Here is a 19,246-nt window from a genome sequence, read left to right on the forward strand (position 1 = left end):
CTTCCAGACGTCATTCGACTCTGAGGCGTCGGAAATCAAGCGCGCGGCCCAGCATCCTCGGGAAACTCTCCGGCTGCGCACGGAGGAGCGTCACCCCTCGACCGGATCGAGGACGCCGACCGCCAAGCCCCGGGAACGACGTCCCCTGACCGCGGATCCACGGCCTGCAAGACGGAGGGGCGGCGGACCCCGCATCAACGGCGCGCTGCGTTACAGCGGGCTCGGTGACGCAGTGTCCGATCTCGCCAAGATCAGCGACATCCGGTAGACCCACCACCAATCTTGAACCGTTCCAGATCGCCGCGCGGCCGATCTTCAGGGAGTTGTCGCACCATGCGGGTCGGCCTGTTCGTGCCGTGCTACGTCGACGCCTTCGAGCCCGAGGTGGGGATCGCCACCCTCGAGCTGCTGGAGCGGCTCGGCTGCACGGTGGAATACCCTTACGATCAGACGTGCTGTGGTCAGCCGATGGCCAATACCGGTTGCCACGCCGAAGCCGCCGCCACCGAAGCGCTGTTCGTGAAGAACTTTTCCGGCTTCGACTATGTCGTCGCGCCGTCGGGATCCTGCGTCCACCAAGTCCGCGAGCATCTCACCGCGATCCCCCAGACCGACGCGGTGCGCCACGTCCGTGCCAGCACCTACGAGCTGGTGGAATTCCTGCACGACGTGCTGAAGGTCGAGGACCTGCCCTGGACGAACTTCCCCCACAAGGTCGCCTATCACACCAACTGCAACGCCTTGCGCGGCATCCATCACGCGCGACCATCCGAGCTGGTAAAGCCCTACTATTCGAAGCCCCTCGACCTGCTGCGCCTCGTCAAGGGTGTCGAGCTCGTCGATCTCGCCCGGCCGGACGAGTGCTGCGGCTTCGGCGGGACCTTTTCGGTGTTCGAGCCCGCCGTCTCGGCCAAGATGGGCTACGACAAGGTGGCCGACCAGAACCGCGCCGGCGCCCAATATGTCGTCTCGGCGGATTCCTCCTGTCTCATGCATCAGAAGGGCTGCGCCGAGCGCCTGGGCCTGCCCCTCAAGTACATCCACATCGCCCAGGTGCTGAACGGAGCCACCGCATGAGCGCCGAGGATCTGAATCCCCGCGAGCGCGACGGCGTCATCCACCCGGAGGTGCGCGCCAGCCACGACGAGAGTGAACGCGCGCAGGACGGACGGCGCCTCCAGCACGCCGAGGCGGCCTCGAAGCCGATCCGCGCGCCCCAGGTCCGTGAGCCGCAGCCCCGCGGCGCGAAGATCCGGGGTGACCGTCCGATCAATCAGTCCGAGGCCGCCGAGCGCTTCCTCGCCGCGCCGCTGCACCAGGCCGCCCACGACGAGCGGCTGTGGGACCTGCGCAAGAAGCGCGACGTCTCGGCCCACGGCATTCCCGAATGGGAGGAGCTCCGCGAGCTCGCCTCGCAGATCAAGACGCACACGCTGAGCCATCTCGACCGCTATCTCGAGCAGTTCGAGGCAGCCGCGAAAGCCAACGGCGTCCATGTCCACTGGGCCAAGGACGGGGCCGACCACAACCGGATCGTCCTGGAGATCCTGCGGAGCCACGGCGCCAAGACGCTGGTGAAGTCGAAGTCGATGCTCACCGAGGAGTGCGGCTTCCGCCATCACATGGCGGCGAACGGGATCGAGGTGATCGAGACCGACCTCGGCGAGCGGATCCAGCAGCTCGACAACGAGGAGCCGAGCCACGTCGTCGCGCCGGCGGTCCACAAGACCCGGATGGACGTGGCCGAGGTCTTCGCCAAGACGCTCGGGACGGACCCGGACAACGACGACGCCCACTATCTCGCCGAGAGCCAGCGGGAGACGACCCGCCCCTACATCCTGAAGGCCGATGCCGGCATGACCGGCTGCAACTTCGCGATCGCGGAGACCGGCTCGGTCGTCACCTGCACCAACGAGGGCAATGCCGACCTCTCCGGCAACGTGCCGCCGCTGCAGATCCACTCCATCGGCATCGAGAAGATCATCCCGAAGGTCGAGCATCTCGGCGTCTTCATCCGCCTGCTGTCGCGCTCGGCGCTCGGCTCGCCGATCACCCAGTACACCTCGCATTTCCGCGCACCGCGGGCGGGCACCGAGATGCACATGGTGCTGGTCGACAACGGCCGCTCCGAGCGCCTCGGCATGGAGGAGTTCTGGACCTCCCTGAAATGCATCCGCTGCGGCGCCTGCATGAACACCTGCCCGGTCTACCGGCGCTCGGGCGGCCTCTCCTACGGGGCGACCTATTCGGGGCCGATCGGGCTGATCATCGATCCGACCTTCAACAAGCGCAAATACTCGACGCTGCCGTTCTCCTCGACGATGAACGGCTCGTGCACCAACGTCTGCCCGGTGAAGATCAACATCCACGAGCAGATCTTCGCGTGGCGCAAGGTGCTGGTCGAGGAGCACCAGATCCCGGCGCTCAAGCAGGGCATGATGAAGGCCGCCGGCGCGGTCCTGTCGCGCCCGGCCGCCTACCGGGCCGCGATCGGCGCGGCGGACTCCGCCCTGAAGGTCCTGCCGCGTTTCGCCGTCTACAATCCGCTCAACACCTGGGGGAAGAAGCGCGAGATGCCCGACGCACCGCGCCAGACCTTCCACGCCTGGTACAAGCAGAACCGCATGAAGGACACGCGTCGATGAGCGCCCGCGACGCGATCTTGGACGGCATCCGCAGGAACCGGCCAGCCGGCGATTTCCCGCTGCCGGAGGTGCCGCTGTTCACGCCCCTCGTCGGCGACGACCATGTGGCCGAGTTCGGCGAGCGGCTGAAGCGGATGGGCGGCCGGGTGGCGGAGCCCGGCGCCAGTGATGTCTTCGCGGGGGTCCGCGAGCGACTCGATGCGGCCAAGGTGATTGCCTCCGCGGTACCGGAACTGACCGGCAACCGGGACCTTCGGAGCGTCCGCGCCCCGCAGGAGGTCGAGGACGTGGACGTGGCGGTGGTGCGCGCCGTGTTCGGCATCGCCGAGACGGGATCGGTGCTGTTCACGGAGGATCAGCTGATCGTCAACGCGGTCGCCTATCTCGCGCAGCACCTCGTCGTTCTGCTCGATCCCGCCGATATCGTGCCCAACGTGCAGGCCGCCTATCGCCGGCCGGAATTCGGCCGCTCGGCCTACGCGGTGCTGCACACCGGACCGTCGGCGACCGCCGACATCGAGGGCGTGCTGATCCACGGCGCGCAGGGCGTGCGCTCGCTCACGGTGCTGATGCTGCCGCGGCGCGCCTGATCCGGAACCCACGATCGGGCGCGCCCCTTGCTTGGGCGGCGGATAGGCCGTCATCCGGCAAGGAGATCCGATGCGCTACATCCTCGGTTGCAGCCTGTCCTACAATATCCTGTCGGACACCACCTTCATCTTCAATCTGGAGGTGGCGAAGCTGAAGAGCGTCGAGATCCTGACCGAGAGCTTGGTCCTGACGCCGAACCTCAAGCGCGACCTCTACACCACGCCCGACCACCAGAACCGCTATCTCGCGGTCAACGTGCCGACCGGCCAGTTCGCGCTGGAGTACAATGCCGAGGTCGATCTCACGGTGCATCGGGCCGATCCCGCGACGATCAACGAGACGCCGATCGGGCAATTGCCCCTCGACATCCTGCCCTTCCTGCTGCCGAGCCGGTTCGTGTCCTCGGACCGGCTGACGCCGTTCGCTCTGGCCGAGTTCGGCGCGCTGCCCAAGGGCTATGGCCGCGTGAACCAGATCTGCAACTGGATCCACGACCACATCGCCTATCAGCCGGGCTCCAGCGACGGGGAGACCACCGCGCATGAGTCGCTGCTCAAGCGCGCCGGCGTATGCCGCGATTTCGCGCATCTCGGCGCCGCCTTCTGCCGGGCTCTCGGCATCCCGGCCCGGTTCGTGAGCTGCTACGCCCACGGGCTCGTTCCGAGCGACTTCCACGCCGTGTTCGAAGCCTATCTCGACGGCCGCTGGTGGCTGTTCGACGCCACACGGCAAGCCGACCTCGACGGGCTGGTGCGGATCGGCGTCGGACGCGATGCCGCCGAGATCGCCTTCTCGACGCCCTTCGGCAACATGCAGCCGGTCAACCAGCAGGTGCGGATTCAGCGCGCGGACGGGCAGGGCAGCCCGATGCCGCGCACGGTCGACGCCATCTCCACCGAGATCCCGGCGCCGCAGAGCGGGGCGGCCTGAGCCGCGACCCGCCTGGGATCAGGCCATCCCGTGATCCTGTGATCCCGTCCGGCCGGCCGCCCGCGGACGCCGTCACGGGATCGTCTTCCCGCATCGGAAAGCGTGCCCACCGGGGGGGGCGCCTGGACATACGCCCTGTCCCGGGCGGGCTATAGTGCGGTCCTGCAGGGCCCGCGCCCGAGCGAGCCGCGGATCCGGTCCCACGGGTTATTTCCCGATCCGCTCAGGTCTTTCCGGCGCAGACCGCGCACGGCGATAATGCTGCGCCGACGATCTCCGGCCGGTTTTGCCGCGGCGCGGGTGGATTCCTCTGCGGAGATCCGCGCTGATCCTGAAGACTAGACGGATCGAGGCGGATCACCGGGCGGTGCCGTCGCGATTGTCCTTTCTTTGGTCCTGGCGAGCGAAATGGCTGCAAGCGTGGCTGTGGCGGGGTCGCAACACCGTAAAACGATCCCGGCTCCGCCCCGAGACCTGCCTGTAAACGCCGCGATCCCGCCATAGTCCGGGCCCACCTCAAGATCCGCGGTAAACGGCAATCTCGACAACGATTTACCGATCGGAAACGAGGACTTCCCGAGCACGCGGATGAATATCCCGGCGCTTCGCGAACGGCGACGCGCCGCGGTTCAGCGCACCCTCGGGATCGGCTGTGCGAAGGCTTGGTCTGAAGTCATGGTGACGCGTTTGAACGACAAGTCGAAGCTGCCGAGCCGCCACGTCACAGAGGGGCCCGACCGCGCCCCGCACCGCTCCTATCTCTATGCCATGGGTCTGACGCGCGAGCAGATCCACCAGCCGCTGGTCGGCGTCGCCTCCTGCTGGAACGAGGCCGCGCCCTGCAACATCTCGCTGATGCGCCAAGCGCAGGCGGTGAAGAAGGGCGTCGCCGCCGCCAACGGCACGCCGCGCGAATTCTGCACCATCACGGTGACCGACGGGATCGCCATGGGCCATGGCGGCATGCGCGCGTCGCTGCCGTCCCGCGAGGTCATCGCCGATTCGGTCGAGCTGACCATGCGGGGCCATGCCTACGATGCCCTGGTGGGACTTGCCGGCTGCGACAAGTCCCTGCCGGGGATGATGATGGCCATGGTGCGCCTCAACGTCCCCTCGATCTTCATCTACGGGGGCTCGATCCTGCCGGGCTCGTTCCGCGGCAAGCCCGTGACCGTCCAGGATCTGTTCGAGGCTGTCGGCAAGGTCGCCGTCGGCGACATGAGCCTGGAGGATCTGGACGAGCTGGAGCAGGTCGCCTGTCCGTCGGCCGGCGCCTGCGGCGCGCAGTTCACCGCCAACACGATGGCAACCGTCTCCGAGGCGATCGGCCTCGCGCTGCCTTACTCGGCCGGCGCCCCGGCCCCATACGAGATCCGCGACAAGTTCTGCGCCACCGCCGGCGAGAAGGTGATGGAGCTTCTCGCGAATCGGATCCGCCCGCGGGACATCGTCACCCGCAAGGCGCTGGAGAACGCCGCCACCGTAGTGGCCGCCTCCGGCGGCTCCACGAATGCCGCCCTGCACCTGCCGGCCATCGCGCATGAATGCGGCATCGAATTCACGCTGTTCGACGTGGCGGAGATCTTCCGCCGCACGCCCTACATCGCCGACCTGAAGCCCGGCGGGCGCTACGTCGCGAAGGACATGTTCGAGGTCGGCGGCATCCCGCTGCTGATGAAGACGCTCCTCGACCACGGCTTCATGCACGGCGACTGCATGACGGTCACCGGCCGCACCATCGCCGAGAACATGGACCGGGTGACCTGGAACCCGGACCAGGACGTCGTCTACCCGGCCAACCGGCCGATCACCCCGACCGGGGGCGTCGTGGGCCTGAAGGGCAACCTCGCCCCCGAGGGCGCCATCGTGAAGGTCGCGGGCATCCCGGCCGAGAAGCAGGTCTTCACCGGCCCGGCCCGGGTGTTCGACGGCGAGGAGGCCTGCTTCGCGGCCGTGCAGTCGCGTAGCTACAAGGAAGGTGAGGTTCTCGTCATCCGCTACGAGGGGCCGCGGGGCGGTCCCGGCATGCGCGAGATGCTGTCGACCACCGCGGCGCTCTACGGGCAGGGCATGGGCGACAAGGTGGCGCTGATCACCGACGGGCGTTTCTCGGGCGCGACACGCGGCTTCTGCGTCGGCCATGTGGGACCCGAAGCCGCCGTGGGCGGTCCGATCGGCCTGATCCGCGACGGCGACGTCATCACCCTCGATGCCATCCAGGGCACGCTCAGCGTCGCTCTCTCGGACGAGGAACTCGCCGAGCGGCGGAAGGCCTGGACGCCGCGTCCGAACTCCGCGACCTCCGGCTACCTCTGGAAATACGCGCAAGGCGTCGGCCCGGCGCTTTACGGCGCCGTGACCCATCCGGGAGGTGCCAAGGAGACGCAGAGCTATGCGGACGTCTAGGACTGACCTCAGCCGGCGCAGGGCGCCGGTCGGGGCCGATCCCGGTCGGTTCCGGTTCGCCCGCGGCCTCGCCGTCACGACCTGGGCGCTCGCTTTGCTTGCGCTTCCGGTCGAGACCTCGCGCGCGCTGGACGCCAATGTCCGCACGCCCGTTCAGGTGCCGGTCGCCGACAAGAGCTATCGCTCGGCCAAGGACGCGCTCCGGGCCGGCATGCGGGAATACAATGCCGGCGACAAGCAGGGCGCGGCCCGCGCCCTCGAATACGCGGCCGGCCAGGGCCACGCCCTGGCTCTGTGGAAGCTCGGCCGGATGTATGCCGACGGCGACGGCGTGCCCCATGACGACTTGAAGGCGTTCGAGTTCTTCTCCCGGATCGCCGATGCCAGCACCGATGACGGCCCCGACCCGCAGAACTCGGCGGTTCTGGGGAGCGCCTTCACGGCTCTGGGCACCTACTTCCTGGAAGGGATCAAGGGCACCTACGTGCGCCCCAATCCCGAACGCGCTTACGACATGTTCAACTACGCCGCGTCGTACTACGGAGATCCCAACGCGCAGTACAATCTCGCCCGGCTCTACCTCGACGGCACGGGCGTCGAGGCCGATCCGAAGCAGGCGGCGCGCTGGTTCAACCTCGCAGCCGAGAAGGGCCACCATCCGGCGCAGGCACTGCTCGGGGACATGCTGGTCAACGGTCTCGGCGGGATCCCGATTCAGCGGGTGAGGGGCCTGATGTGGCTTTCCCTCGCGCGGGAAGGGGCCGAAGCACGGAAGGACGACTGGATCGTCGCGCTCTACGACAAGAACTGGGCGGCCGCGAGCGAGGACGACCGCGCCGAGGCGCAGACGCAACTGCAAACCGTGGGCTCGATCCGGCGGCGGCGCTGAGCGCCGCCGCCGGATCGCCCGGCCGGTTCAGCCCTTCTTGGCCTCGAGTGCGGCCTTGAACGACGGCCGCGCCAGCGTGGCATCGACATAGGCCGCAAGCTTCGGCCAGCGGTCGGCATCGACCTTCGCCTGCGCCAAGTGCAGATTGTAGAAGCTGGTCGCGATGGAAATGTCGGCGATGCTGAACGCGTCACCGACCAGATACGGGCCCGAGATCTCGCGCTCCAGATAGTCGAACAGCGGCGGCAGGTCCGTGTCGAGCGCCTGGGCGACCGCACCTTCGTCGGTCGGCTGCTTCATCATGTTGGGTTTCAGCACCCGCTGGACGAAAGGCACGATCAGCTTCGCGAACAGTTCGGTGTCGCCGAACTTGTCGAACCAGACGGCGCGGCCGAGCGCCTTCGGTTCGGTCGGAACGAGGGCCGGCGTCGGGTGCTTCCGCTCCAGATACCAGAGGATCGCCGATGAATCGGCAAGGCGGAAACCGTCGTCCTCGATGGCTGGGATCTTCCCGAGCGGGCTCGCCGCCTGGAAGTCGGCATCCGGCGCGTGGAACATCACAGGCCTGTGCTCGTAGGCGATGCCCTTCTCGGCAAGCGAGACCAGGACCTTGCGGACGTAGGGCGAATAGCCGGTACCGTAGACGATCAAGCGTGGCTCCTGAGCTGAAAGACGGGCGGCGACCGGTCTGGTCGCTGCGCCCGCCAACATGGGTTATCTTTTCAGCCGGCCGTCAGTTCCACCGTCACCGGCACATGATCCGACGGCTTATCGAGCCCGCGCAGATGCTTCTGGACCGAGGCCGAGACCAGGCGGTCGCCGGCCTGGGGCGACAGCAGCACGTGATCGATGCGGATCCCGGCATTTCGCTGCCAGCAACCGGCCTGGTAATCCCAGAAGGTGTAGAGCCCATCGCGCGGGTCGCAGGCGCGCAGCGCATCGGTATAGCCCTCGGCGAGAAGCGCCCGGAACGCCGCGCGGGTCGTCCCGAGAAAGAGCGCGTCGGAGCGCCAAGCCTCCGGATCGGCCGCGTCGGCAGGTTCCGGGATGACGTTGTAGTCGCCCGCCAGCACCACCGCGATCTCGTCCTGCAGGAGTGCCCGGGCGTGGAGCCGCAGCCGCTCCATGAAGGCGAGCTTGTAGGCATATTTCGGGCTGTCCACCGGATTGCCGTTCGGCAGATAGATCGACGCCACGCGGACCGGGTGCGTCTCCGCGCCGGAGATGAGCGCCTCGATGTAGCGGGCCTGCTCGTCCGACGCATCGCCCGGAAGCCCGCGCCGGATCTCGGAGAGGGTGAGCGGTTCCCGGACGAGGAGCGCCACGCCGTTATAGGCCTTCTGGCCCAGCGTCTCGACCGCGTAGCCCGCCGCCTCGATGTCGGCCCGCGGGAAGGCCTCGTCCTGGCACTTGAGTTCCTGCAGGCAGACCACGTCGGGCCGAGCCTCCTCGAGGAAGGCGAGAAGATGCGGGAGCCGCTGCTTGATCGAATTGACGTTCCAGGTGGTGATCCGCATCGCCTCGCTTCCGGTCGCCGCCGGGCCGTCATCCGCGCTTCGCGTCGCGCTGACAAGGCCATCCCGGCGCAAGGACGGGGATCTAGGGTCGGCGGATGGACTGGTTCGAGCCGGTGAGAGCCTATTGCGAGCGCGGCGGTCCGCAATTCTGGGCCGAGCCGGCCAACGCCCTGTCGAACGCGGCTTTCCTCGTGGCGGCTGCCGCTGCCGCACGACGCGCCTCCGCAGCCGAGCCGCCGGACCGAGCCGGCCTCGCCCTATCCGCCCTGGTCGCGGTGGTGGGCATCGGCTCGTTCCTGTTTCACACGCTGGCGATCTACTGGTCGATGCTGGCCGACGTGATCCCGATCGCCCTGTTCATCTACGCGTATCTCGCGCTCGCCCTGCGGCGATTCCTGAGGCTGGCGCCGATCCGGGTCGCTGCGGCGACGGGGGGCTTCGCGCTCCTCGGCTTCGCCCTCACGCCCGTGCTCGACGGGCTTACCGGCCTCGACGTCGCGCGGCTCACCAACGGATCGGTCGACTACCTGCCCGCTCTGCTGGCGCTGTTCGGGATTGCGGGCGCGGTCACGCGTCGGCCGGAGGAGCGCTTTCTCGGGACCGGGCGGCGGCTCGCCGGGATCGGCCTCCTGTTCCTGATCTCGCTCGCCGCGCGGACCGCCGATCAGGCCGCCTGCACGCTTCTGCCGACCGGCACCCATCCGCTCTGGCACGTGCTGAACGCCGTCATCCTCTACGCCCTGGTGGCGACGGCGGTGCGGCACCGCGAGTCCGCCGGGTGAGCCGTCCGGCGATCCGGGGCCGTTTCCTTGCGGGCGGTGCGGAATTCTTGCAGAAGTGCGCCGCATCGGGCGCCCGGCCCATCACGGTCGCCCGGGTACGGAAGGGGTCATGACAGTGAGCTTTCGCCTCGGGATCGCCGGACTCGGGACCGTCGGTGCGTCCGTGGTCCGGATGGTCGAGCGCCGCCGCGCCGCCTTCACCGCCGCGGGCCTCGATCTCCGCGTCACGGCGGTGTCCTCGCGCGACCGCGCCCGGGACCGCGGCCTCGACCTCGCCGGCATCGAATGGTTCGACGATCCGGTGGCGCTCGCCCGGTCCGGTTCCGTGGACTGCGTGGTCGAGCTGATCGGCGGCGCCGAAGGACCGGCCAAGGCGGTGGTCGAGGCGGCGCTGGATGCGGGCAAGCCGGTGGTGACCGCCAACAAGGCGCTGCTTGCCCGCCACGGTGCCGCCCTCGCCACGCACGCCGAGGACAAGGGCGTAGCCCTCGCCTTCGAGGCGGCGGTGGCCGGCGGCATCCCGGTGATCAAGACCCTCCGCGAGGGCCTGCCGGGCAACACGATCTCCCGCGTCTACGGAATTCTCAACGGCACCTGCAACTACATCCTCAGCCGCATGGAGCGCGAGGGCCTGACCTTCGAGGCCTGCCTGAAGGATGCGCAGGCCCTGGGCTACGCTGAGGCCGATCCGACCTTCGACGTCGAAGGTTTCGACACGGCCCACAAGCTCGCGATTCTGACGAGCCTGGCCTTCGGGACCGCAGTCGACGCCGAGGGCGTGTCGGTGGAGGGCATCTCCCGGGTGCAGCCTCTCGACCTGCGCATGGCGGACGAGCTCGGCTACCGGATCAAGCTCCTCGGCGTCGCGCAGGCGGCCGAGGCGGGCATCGAGCAGCGGGTCCACCCGACGATGGTGCCGAAATCCTCCGCCATCGCGCAGGTCATGGGCGTGACCAACGCCGTGACGATCGATGCGGATGCGGTGGGCGAGCTGACGCTGATCGGTCCCGGTGCCGGCGGCGAGGCGACGGCCTCCGCGGTCGTGGCCGACATCGCCGACGTGGCGCGCGGCGTGATCCGCCCGACCTTCGGCATTCCGGCCGCCGCGATGCGCCCCAGTGAGCGCGTGGAGATGCAGCGGCACGAGGGCGGCTACTACATCCGCCTCACCGTCCATGATCGCCCGGGCGTCGCGGCGGGTGTCGCTCAGCGGATGGCCGAGCGGGAGATATCCCTGGAGAGCATCCTGCAACGCCGCATCGAGGGCGCGGAGACGGATCCGCACGGCCGCTCCGGACGGCCCGTGCCGCTGGTGCTGATCACCTATGCGGCGACAGAGGGTAACATCCGGGACGCCCTCGACGCGATCGGCGCCGACGGCCTGCTGGCGGAGCCGCCGCAGGTGATCCGGATCGAGCGCGAATAACAGTGCATGCCGGACGGTGATCCGCGAGGCCTTGATGCAGGATAGTGGGCGCCCGCGAACAGGGGTATAGGCTTGGCGGCCGTCATTCGACGGCGTCCACCCGGGATCCGACCTCAAGATCGGGCTCGGACAAAGGCAGGAAACCATGGCTGAGGCCCCCAAGTCGGCATCGCGCGGCGTCCCGCGCACGCTCGCCCTCGAACTCGCCCGGGTCACGGAGCGCGCCGCCATCGCCGCCGCGCGATTGCGCGGTCAGGGCGACGAGAAGGCGGCGGACCAGGCGGCGGTCGACGCGATGCGCGACGAGCTGAACAGCCTGCCCATCCGCGGAACCGTGGTGATCGGCGAGGGGGAGCGCGACCAGGCGCCGATGTTGTTCATCGGGGAGCAGCTCGGTCTCGGCGAGGGGCCGGAGGTCGACATCGCGGTGGATCCGCTGGAGGGAACGACCCTCTGCGCCAAGGACATGCCCGGGGCGATCGCGGTCATGGCGATGGCCGAGCGCGGCTCGCTCCTCGCGGCCCCCGACGTCTACATGCAGAAGATCGCCATCGGGCCGGGCTATCCACCGGGTCTCGTCGATCTCGACGCCAGTCCCACTGACAACATCGCTGCCCTGGCCCGGGCCAAGGGGGTCGAGCCGAAGCAGATCACGGCCCTGATCCTCGACCGGCCCCGGCACGCTGCCCTCGTGGCCGAGGTGCGGGCGGCCGGCGCGGCGGTCCGCCTGATCTCGGACGGCGACATCGCGGGGATCATCTTCACCGCGAGCCCCGAGGAGACGGGCATCGACATCTATCTCGGAACCGGGGCGGCTCCCGAAGGCGTCCTGGCCGCCGCGGCGATGCGCTGCATCGGCGGCCAGATGCAGGGACGCCTGATCCTCGACACCCCCGACCGGCGGCGCCGGGCCGCCGAGATGGGCATCGAGGATCTCGACCGGAAATACGATCTGACCGACCTCGCGAGCGGCGACGTCATCGTGGCCGCCACGGGCATCACGGACGGGGCGCTTCTGCGGGGCGTCCGATTCCGACCGGACCGGATCCAGACCGAGACGCTTGTCTACCGTTCCGAGGCCGGCACGGTCCGGCGAATCCTCGGCGAGCACCGCCGCGGCTTGACCTGAAGCCGCAGGCCGCTGCCGCCGGTTCTACCGGCGGCGCGGCTGATCGCGGTTCAGCCGGGCATCAATTCAGCACGACCACCTTGGTGCCGACATTGACGCGGCTGAACAGGTCGATCGCGTCCTGGTTGATCATGCGGATGCAGCCCGACGACACGCTCTTGCCGATGGAGAAAGGCTCCAGAGTCCCGTGGATGCGGAACAGCGTGTCCTTGTTGCCCTGCCAGAGGTACATGGCCCGGGCGCCGAGGGGATTGCGCAGGCCGCCCGAGACGCCGAGGCCGCTCTGCAGCTTGTCGACCTCGCTCGCGAGCTTCGGGCTGCGGGCAATCATCTCCTTGGGCGGGTACCAATCCGGCCAGGCCTGCTTGGAATTGACCGTCGCGGTGCCCGACCACGAGAAGCCTTGCTTGCCGACACCGACGCCGTAGCGGCGGGCCCGGCCGTTGCCTTCCACCAGGGTCAGTTGGTGGGCCCGCGGGTCGACGATGATCGTCCCCGGCTCGTAGGGCCCGTGATAGGCGATCTCCTGGCGCAAGAAGGCCGGGTTCATTTTCTTGTAGTTGAACGCCTGCACCGGGAACACGTCGTCGGTGATCGGGCCATAGATCTTGGCGTAATCGATCGGCTCGTTGTCGGGCGCGCGCAGGATGGCCTTCGCCTTCGCGGCCTCCAGGGGCGAAAGACCTTCGGCGGGCGGTGCCCCGCCCGGACGGGCCGGGACGGTCGCGTCGGGGTCGAAGCTGGCGGCTGGAGGCGCGACGGGCGCCTGGACCGCCGGGGCGGGGCGCACGAAATCCGTGCGGCCCGTATAGGGCAGGTAGCGGCCGCCGCGACGCACATAGAGCGCACCGCTCTGATCCTGATAGAGCTGGCCGTCATCGCCGAACCCGTCGATGCCGGCATCGCCGACCGGGCCGCGGCCCTGGGCGTGAACGGTCGAGGCGAAGGCGAGGACTGTGAAGCCGGCCAGGAGAAGGCGACGGATCGAGGCGGACATGGATCGAAATTCCTCGGGAGGCGACACCGGGACTTGCCGCGGCGCGCAATCGAGCGGGCCTGCACGAAGTCGCGGCGGAGCTCGTCCCGGGGCTTAGCAAAACTCACGCTTTGCCGCCAAGTTGCCGACCGTGATCGAAGGCAATTTACTGGGTCTTCCGGACCGTTTCTCCGCCCCTGTGTTGCGCGCATGCAGCAACCATTACGACTGCGGCGCTCACCGATCCGTGATGGCGCCGTCCGGCCGCCCGTTTACTCGGCAGGCCTGCCTCGATGAACGGCAGCGGTTGGATCGATTCCGACCCGATCCCGGGCCCGCCCGTTTGGGGCGATCGGCGCGTCGCGCATCAAACCCGACGTGGCACGCATGCTGCATTGCTCGATCAGCCGCGCCTGCTGCGGCGGCGGAGCAACGGCGCTCCAAACAGCGGACGGTGTGAGTCCGGATCCCCGGCATGAGCGACCGCGCAGCGGTTCGCCTCCTTTCGACGAGCACCAGCTATGGCCAACTTCAAAACGGTGATGAAGTCGGGTCACCCCCCGACGCTGTTCGCGGCATTCCTCTATTTCGATTTCTGCTTCGCCATCTGGGTCCTGAACGGCGCCATGGGCCCGTTCATCACCGAGACCTTCAAGCTCACGCCGGCCCAGACCGGCTTCATGATCTCCCTTCCGATCCTCGCCGGGGCGCTGATGCGCTTCCCGCTTGGAATTCTGGCCCAGTATATCGGCCGCAAGAATGCCGCGATCACCGAGATGAGCGTGATCATGCTGGCGATGGCCTACGGATATCTCTTCGTCTCGTCCTACAACGACGTGCTCGCCATGGGCGTCCTGCTGGGCATCGCCGGCGCGTCCTTCGGCGTCGCACTGTCCCTCGGATCGGGATGGTTCCCACCGGAGCACAAGGGCTTGGCGATGGGCATCGCGGGCGCCGGCAATTCCGGCACCGTGCTGGCCGTGCTGTTCGCCCCGCCGCTGGCGCAGGCCTATGGCTGGCAGACCACCTACGCCTTCGCCGGCATCGTCATGCTCCTGCCGCTGGCGATCATGATCGTGCTCGCCAAGGAGCCACCGGATTGCGAGCACCAGTCGTTCAAGGAACACGTCTCCTGCCTCTTCACCAAGGACGGCTGGGCGTTCTCGCTGATCTACGTCATCACCTTCGGCGGCTTCATCGGCCTGTCGAACTTCCTGCCGACCTTCTTCTACGAGCAGTTCGCCGTGACGAAGGTCGAGGCCGGGCGCCTGACCATGCTGGCGGCCTTCATGGGCTCGGGGATTCGGATCGTCGGCGGCTACTTCGCCGATCGGATGGGCGGGATCGCCGTGCTGTCGGTGGTGCTGCTCGCGGCGATCGCCACGCTCCTGTCCCTGACGGCGACCCCGTCGCTGGCATTGACCACGATCCTGTTCATGCTGTGCTTCGCGGCGCTTGGGGCCGGCAACGGCGCCCTCTTCCAGCTCGTTCCCCTGCGGTGGCCCAACAACACCGCCGTCGCCGGCTCGATGATCGGCGAGATCGGGGCCCTCGGAGGCGCCATCCTTCCGAACGTCATGGGCCTGTCCAAGCAGTATACCGGGTCGTTCTCCATCGGCTTCATCGGCTACGCCGCCTTCACGGCGGTCGTGCTCGGCTGCCTCGCCCTCTGGCAGCGGAAGTGGGTCGGAAGCTGGGTCGGGCCTCGCGGCAAGGCCCTGGGCACAGCGACCGAAGCCGAACAGAACCAGCTGCAGCCCGTCACGGCCTGACAGCCCGCGTCGCGAACGCGATCACCCAGAACGGGGGCCCGGGCGGCCCCCGTTTTCCGTTGGGGCGACCGGATCGATCGCGCGCCGGATATAAGTCGGCGGTTGCCTTCTGCCGCGCGACGCGTTTGAATAATGCATTATGAAAGAGCGTCCGGTCCATCAGCCGAGGCGCCCGGCGACCGCCAGCGGCGGCGCCCCGATGGGAGGAACGGTCGATGTCGAAGCGCATCAGCGCCACGAACGGCGTGCTCGGCCTGCTCTGCGTGATGTATTTCATCACCTATCTGGACCGGGTGAACATCGCGACCGCCGGCGCAGAGATCATGCGCGATTTCGGGATGTCGAAGACCGATTTCGGTCTGATTCTGTCGGCCTTCGCGTATCCCTACGCGATCTTCCAAGTGATCGGCGGGTCGGTCGGCGATAAGTTCGGCGCCCGACGCACGCTGCTGGCCTGCGGCGTGATCTGGGCCGCCGCGACGATCCTGACCGGAATGGTCGGCGGCTTGGTGAGCCTGTTCCTGGCCCGGGTCCTGCTCGGCTTCGGCGAAGGTGCGACTTTCCCCACCGCCACCCGCGCAATGCAGAACTGGACCGCGCCCGGCCGCCGCGGCTTCGCCCAGGGCATCACCCACGCCTTCGCGCGCCTCGGCAACGCGGTGGCGCCGCCGATCGTCGCCTTCCTGATCTTCCATTTCGGGTGGCGGACCAGCTTCGTGATCCTCGGCGCCGTGAGCTTTATCTGGGTGGCGATCTGGTGGCTGTATTTCCGCGACGATCCCTCCGACCATCCGGCGATCACCCGGGCCGAACTCGACACGCTGCCGCCGCCCCGCAAGGTCGGGGCGAAGCAGAGCGTCCCGTGGGGCGCTCTGACCCGCCGCATGCTGCCGGTCACCATCACGTATTTCTGCTACGGCTGGACCCTGTGGCTGTTCCTCGGCTGGCTGCCGAGCTTCTTCAAGGAGAACTACAGCCTCGACCTGAAGAACTCGGCGCTGTTCGCTTCGGGCGTGTTCTTCGCCGGCGTGGTGGGCGACACGGTTGGCGGCATGTTGAGCGACGCCATCCTGCACCGGACCGGCAAGGTGAAGCTCGCCCGCCTGTCGGTGATCGTCGTCGGGTTCCTCGGCGCCGCTGCGAGCCTCGCCGGCGTTTTCATGACGCGGGATCTGACCCTGGTGGCGCTGCTCCTGTCCTCGGGTTTCTTCTTCGCCGAGCTGGTCATCGGGCCGATCTGGTCCGTGCCGATGGATATCGCGCCGAAATATGCCGGCACCGCCAGCGGATTGATGAATACCGGTTCGGCCGTGGCCGCGATCGTCTCGCCGATCGTCTTCGGCGTGATCGTCGATGTGACGGGGAGCTGGACGCTGCCCTTCGTCGGTTCGATCGGCCTGTGCCTGCTCGGTGCGGCGCTGGCCTTCACGATGCACCCCGAGCGGGAATTCGTGGATCCCGCCCCGCCACTCGATGGTCGCGTGGGCTCCGTGGCGGCCGGGGAGTAGCGCGCGATGGCGGAAGCGATGAAACGGTCCGGTCCGCTCGCCGGGATGCGGGTGATCGAACTCGCCCACATCATGGCCGGTCCGGTGTGCGGGCTGATGCTCGCCGACATGGGCGCGGAGGTGATCAAGGTCGAGAAGATGGACGGCGACGACACGCGTCGCACCGTTCCGCCGGCCCTGGAAGGCGAGAGCGCCGCCTACATGATGATGAACCGCGGCAAGCGCGGCATCAGTCTCGACCTGAAGGACCCGGACGGTGTCGCGGTCCTGCGCCGCCTGCTCAAGGGGGCCGACGCGCTGATCGAGAACTACCGCGGCGGCACGATGGAGCGCCTCGGGATCGGCTACGAGACGCTGCGGGAGGAGTTTCCCGAACTCGTCTACTGCTCCCTGTCCGGCTTCGGCCGCACCGGGCCCTATGCCGACCGGGCCGGATTCGACCTCGTGGCGCAGGGCATGAGCGGGCTCATGTCGGTCACCGGCGAAGGTCCGGGGCGGCCCCCGATGAAGTGCGGACCGCCGGTGACCGACATCACCGCCGGCATCCTGGCCGCCATGGGCGTTCTGGCGGCCTATTCGAACCGGCTCCGGACCGGAAAGGGCCAGGCTGTCGACACCTCGCTGTTCGAGGCCGGCATCACCCACACCTACTGGCAATCGGCCATCGCCATGGCGACCGGGATCGCGCCGGGACCGATGGGCTCGGCCCATCCGCTGAACGCGCCCTACGAGGCCTTCGAGACCGCCGATGGCTGGATCACGATCGGGGCGGCCAACCAGACCAACTGGCTGCGCCTGCTGAAGGCGATCGGCGCCGAGGCCCTCGCCGATGATCCGCGCTTCGCCGTCAACCGCGACCGGATGACCAACCGGCAGGACCTCGCCGGTACCCTCGCGCCGATCTTCCGGGCCCACAGCTCGGCCGAATGGCTCGCCCGGCTCGAAGCCGGCGGCGTCCCGGCCGGGCCGGTGCTCGACGTCAATGCCATGCACCGGGATCCGCAGGCCCTCGCCCGCGAGATGGTGGTGGAGGTCGAACACCCGCGGGTCGGCCGCATGAAGACCCTCGGCCTGCCGGTGAAGTTCTCGGAGACCCCGGGGCGCGTGCATGGGCCGGCCCCGTTGCTTGGCGAGCATTCCCGGGCGATCCTGGCGGAGGCCGGATACGCCTCGGCCGAGATCGACGCGCTGATCGCGCGCGGCGTGGTCCGCGAGACCGCGGCCTGACCCCGCCCCCCGGAGACCCCGCGCATGAGTGCCACGCCCGCCACCGACGAACTGCTGTTCACGACCGATGAGGCCGGCATCGCCCGCATCGTCCTGAATCGGCCGCAGGCCCGCAACGCGCTCACCTTCGCGATGTATCAGGGCCTGATCACCTGCTGCGAGGCGATCGCCGGCAATCCGGCCATCAAGGCGCTGATCATCACCGGTGCCGGCGAGAAGGCTTTTGCGGCCGGCACCGACATCGCCCAGTTCCGCAGCTTCAGCACGGCGGAGGATGCGCTGGGCTACGAGCGGTTCATGGACAAGGTGCTGGGCTCCCTGGAGCGGCTGCGGGTTCCGACCATCGCGGCCATCGCGGGTGCGTGCACGGGCGGCGGCGCGGCCATCGCGGCGGCCTGCGACCTCCGCATCGCCACCCGCGATGCCCGCTTCGGCTTCCCCATCGCCCGGACGCTGGGCAATTGCCTGAGCCAGGGCAATCTGAAGCGGCTTTCCGGTCTGATCGGGCCGGCGCGGGTGAAGGACATCATCTTCACCGCCCGCCTGGTTGGGGCCGAGGAGGCGCTGGCCATCGGGCTGATCGGCGAGATGGTGGACGATCGCGCCGCGCTCACCGAGCGGGTCGATACCCTGGCGCAGCTCCTCGCCAACCACGCGCCGCTGACCATGCAGGCGACCAAGGAAGGGCTCCGGCGGCTGGCGGAGGAGGAGGCTGTCGCCGAGGGCGCGCCACATCCCGGCGATGACCTGATCCTCATGTGCTACATGAGCCAGGATTTCCGCGAAGGCATGGAGGCCTTCCTGGGCAAGCGCCCGCCCAACTGGACCGGGCGCTGAGGGCAGCCCTCAGGTCGGCAGCGCGCAGACATCGACCCAGGCGGCGCCGGTCAGTTCGGCCATCCGCGCCGGCGCGATCCGCACGGAGCTGTGGGTGCCGCCGGCGGCCGGCACCACCTCGTCGAACGCTTGGAGCGAGACGTCGCAGTAGACGGGCAGGGGCGTGGCCAGGCCGAACGGGCAGACGCCGCCCACAGGGTGGCCGGTGACCGCTTCGACCTCGCCGAGATCGAGCATCCTCACCTTGCCGCCGAAGACGACCTTGGCCTTCCTGTTGTCGAGACGCGCGTCGCCACGGGTGACGACGAGAGCGACATGATCGCCCACGCGGATCGACAGGGTCTTGGCGATCTGCGCCGGAGCGACGCCATGGCCCTCGGCCGCCTCGGCGACGGTCGCGGTGCTGGCCTCAAGCTCGATGACCGCGATGTCGGGCGCCTTCTCGGCGAAGAAGGCGCGCACGGATGCGAGACTCATGATTCGTTCCGAAGCTTCGATCAGGGCAGTGCGGGAAGCCCGCTGCCGTAGGCGCTCCGGCACGCTTCAGCCATTGCCTGGACGCGACCCGCCGGTGCGTGGGAGGCGGCGCTCGCGCGGCTGCACCCCGGCAT

17 protein-coding genes are annotated in these 19,246 nt (G+C 68.6%); 13 read left to right on the plus strand and 4 right to left on the minus strand.

What is annotated here, in order from left to right:
• Window positions 1-333 precede the first annotated feature (333 nt).
• From PQI07_RS17665 to PQI07_RS17690, 6 genes are all read left to right on the plus strand, one after another.
• Window positions 334-1,077 carry a (Fe-S)-binding protein gene (locus PQI07_RS17665; RefSeq protein ID WP_043380077.1) on the plus strand — a complete coding sequence of 248 codons (744 nt, stop codon included), beginning with the start codon at window positions 334-336 and terminating at the stop codon, window positions 1,075-1,077.
• Window positions 1,074-2,645: a lactate utilization protein B gene (locus tag PQI07_RS17670; RefSeq protein ID WP_043380074.1), complete on the plus strand. Its 1,572-nt coding sequence runs from the start codon at window positions 1,074-1,076 to the stop codon at window positions 2,643-2,645. Before PQI07_RS17665 ends, PQI07_RS17670 begins: the two co-directional genes overlap by 4 nt.
• On the plus strand, window positions 2,642-3,235 hold the full coding sequence (locus tag PQI07_RS17675; protein ID WP_043380072.1) for a LutC/YkgG family protein: 594 nt from the start codon (window positions 2,642-2,644) through the stop codon (window positions 3,233-3,235). The genes PQI07_RS17670 and PQI07_RS17675 overlap by 4 nt, the downstream gene beginning before the upstream one ends.
• A 70-nt stretch (window positions 3,236-3,305) precedes the next feature.
• Complete coding sequence (locus PQI07_RS17680) at window positions 3,306-4,166, plus strand: transglutaminase-like domain-containing protein (protein ID WP_053609889.1); 861 nt, start codon at window positions 3,306-3,308, stop codon at window positions 4,164-4,166.
• 675 nt (window positions 4,167-4,841) lie between these two features.
• Complete coding sequence (ilvD, locus tag PQI07_RS17685; protein ID WP_053609888.1) at window positions 4,842-6,572, plus strand: dihydroxy-acid dehydratase; 1,731 nt, start codon at window positions 4,842-4,844, stop codon at window positions 6,570-6,572.
• Window positions 6,559-7,461, plus strand: coding sequence for a tetratricopeptide repeat protein (locus PQI07_RS17690; protein ID WP_274927086.1), 903 nt, complete (start codon window positions 6,559-6,561; stop codon window positions 7,459-7,461). Before ilvD ends, PQI07_RS17690 begins: the two co-directional genes overlap by 14 nt.
• A gap of 27 nt (window positions 7,462-7,488) precedes the next feature.
• On the opposite strand, the gene PQI07_RS17695 is transcribed toward PQI07_RS17690, so the two are convergent.
• Both PQI07_RS17695 and xth read right to left on the minus strand, forming a co-directional pair.
• Window positions 7,489-8,112 (minus strand): glutathione S-transferase family protein, encoded by a 624-nt coding sequence (locus tag PQI07_RS17695; protein WP_043380068.1) that lies wholly within the window; start codon window positions 8,110-8,112, stop codon window positions 7,489-7,491.
• Window positions 8,113-8,183: 71 nt separating this feature from the next.
• Window positions 8,184-8,978, minus strand: a complete 795-nt coding sequence (gene xth / locus PQI07_RS17700) for an exodeoxyribonuclease III (protein WP_274927087.1) — start codon at window positions 8,976-8,978, stop codon at window positions 8,184-8,186.
• Window positions 8,979-9,073: 95 nt separating this feature from the next.
• Between xth and PQI07_RS17705 the strand changes: the two genes are divergently transcribed.
• From PQI07_RS17705 to glpX, 3 genes are all read left to right on the plus strand, one after another.
• Entirely contained in the window at window positions 9,074-9,760 is a 687-nt protein-coding gene (locus tag PQI07_RS17705) for a ceramidase domain-containing protein (protein WP_274927088.1), read from the plus strand.
• A gap of 109 nt (window positions 9,761-9,869) precedes the next feature.
• The gene (locus PQI07_RS17710; RefSeq protein ID WP_274927089.1) at window positions 9,870-11,186 is read left to right on the plus strand and encodes a homoserine dehydrogenase; all 1,317 of its coding nucleotides are present in this window, start codon (window positions 9,870-9,872) and stop codon (window positions 11,184-11,186) included.
• A 145-nt stretch (window positions 11,187-11,331) separates the two neighbouring features.
• Window positions 11,332-12,315, plus strand: a complete 984-nt coding sequence (gene glpX, locus PQI07_RS17715) for a class II fructose-bisphosphatase (RefSeq protein WP_043345791.1) — start codon at window positions 11,332-11,334, stop codon at window positions 12,313-12,315.
• Window positions 12,316-12,376: 61 nt separating this feature from the next.
• Here glpX and PQI07_RS17720 read toward each other — a convergent pair whose 3' ends face one another.
• Window positions 12,377-13,312: a L,D-transpeptidase gene (locus tag PQI07_RS17720; RefSeq protein WP_043758118.1), complete on the minus strand. Its 936-nt coding sequence runs from the start codon at window positions 13,310-13,312 to the stop codon at window positions 12,377-12,379.
• 500 nt (window positions 13,313-13,812) lie between these two features.
• On the opposite strand from PQI07_RS17720, the gene PQI07_RS17725 reads away from it, so the two are divergent.
• The 4 genes from PQI07_RS17725 to PQI07_RS17740 all read left to right on the plus strand — a co-directional run bounded on the left by PQI07_RS17725 (window position 13,813) and on the right by PQI07_RS17740 (window position 18,635).
• A complete protein-coding gene (locus PQI07_RS17725; protein WP_274927090.1) occupies window positions 13,813-15,063 on the plus strand; it encodes a nitrate/nitrite transporter in 1,251 nt (416 codons plus the stop codon).
• Between the two features lie 215 nt (window positions 15,064-15,278).
• Window positions 15,279-16,571 carry an MFS transporter gene (locus PQI07_RS17730; protein WP_274927091.1) on the plus strand — a complete coding sequence of 431 codons (1,293 nt, stop codon included), beginning with the start codon at window positions 15,279-15,281 and terminating at the stop codon, window positions 16,569-16,571.
• Between the two features lie 6 nt (window positions 16,572-16,577).
• The gene (locus PQI07_RS17735) at window positions 16,578-17,798 is read left to right on the plus strand and encodes a CaiB/BaiF CoA transferase family protein (RefSeq protein WP_274927092.1); all 1,221 of its coding nucleotides are present in this window, start codon (window positions 16,578-16,580) and stop codon (window positions 17,796-17,798) included.
• Window positions 17,799-17,822: 24 nt separating this feature from the next.
• The gene (locus PQI07_RS17740) at window positions 17,823-18,635 is read left to right on the plus strand and encodes an enoyl-CoA hydratase/isomerase family protein (RefSeq protein WP_043356161.1); all 813 of its coding nucleotides are present in this window, start codon (window positions 17,823-17,825) and stop codon (window positions 18,633-18,635) included.
• Between the two features lie 9 nt (window positions 18,636-18,644).
• Here the strand turns inward: PQI07_RS17740 and PQI07_RS17745 are convergent, their stop codons facing one another.
• On the minus strand, window positions 18,645-19,112 hold the full coding sequence (locus PQI07_RS17745; protein ID WP_043758108.1) for a YbaK/EbsC family protein: 468 nt from the start codon (window positions 19,110-19,112) through the stop codon (window positions 18,645-18,647).
• Window positions 19,113-19,246: the final 134 nt, after the last annotated feature.

Origin of the sequence: Methylobacterium sp. 092160098-2, from assembly GCF_028920805.1 — a bacterium.
GTDB lineage: Bacteria > Pseudomonadota > Alphaproteobacteria > Rhizobiales > Beijerinckiaceae > Methylobacterium > Methylobacterium fujisawaense.